Raw genomic sequence first — 748 nt, forward strand, 5'->3', positions numbered from 1 at the left:
CTACAACTTTAGTTGTAGTGCCCTGCACATTGGTTCGTCTTGTTCAGTTTTCAAAGGTCTTTGTCACTCGCTTCTCTCAAGCGACAACTATATTAGTATATCACAATCACTTTCGCTTGTCAACACTTTTTTGAAACTTTTTTAATCTTTTTTTCATCAAGTGTTACAACCGTAACATACTATAGTCCGTACGGGATTCGAACCCGTGTTACCGCCGTGAAAAGGCGGTGTCTTAACCCCTTGACCAACGGACCAGAGTTGTTATTTTCAACTCTTACTATTATACAGGCTTTTCTAACTTTGTCAACACCTTTTTTAAACTTTTTTTAATTAATTTTTTTAATTAATTTTTTTGAAAGTTCTATAATGAAGTTAGCCATCCAGCCCTCCTAAAAATTAGATGGTTTAACTAGCTTATAGCTAGTACTCGATTTCATTTGATAAGAGGCTTGATGCTGTTAGGCTGACAAGCCAGGGCTAAGATTAGCCTTGGTTTAGCTGACAAAACTGCTTCAAGGGTTCCTCTTGTCAAATGAAAGCTCTTCTAGGCATAAGAAAACACCTCTGTGTTATACTTGTTGTTCAATCACAAACACAAGAAAGGCACAGAGATGAAAAGCCATTATACTACAAAAGCCAAACATTTGACAATCGATAACCGTCGCTTAATCGAAAGATGGAAAAAAGAAGGGAAATCAAATAGAGAAATCGCCTCTTTACTTGGAAAAGCTCCTCAAACCATTCACAA

Annotated in this window: 1 protein-coding gene and 1 tRNA gene; one reads left to right on the top strand and one right to left on the bottom strand. The window is 36.8% G+C overall.

Annotated features, from left to right (window positions below; translation table 11 throughout):
- Positions 1 to 182 precede the first annotated feature (182 nt).
- Positions 183 to 254 (bottom strand) — tRNA-Glu (locus HT709_RS11080).
- 357 nt (positions 255 to 611) lie between these two features.
- On the opposite strand from HT709_RS11080, the gene HT709_RS11085 reads away from it, so the two are divergent.
- On the top strand, positions 612 to 748 hold a 137-nt coding region (locus HT709_RS11085), incomplete at its 3' end, for a helix-turn-helix domain-containing protein (RefSeq protein WP_172925771.1).

Source organism: Streptococcus sp. 1343, assembly GCF_013277355.1.
GTDB classification, from domain to species: domain Bacteria; phylum Bacillota; class Bacilli; order Lactobacillales; family Streptococcaceae; genus Streptococcus; species Streptococcus pseudopneumoniae.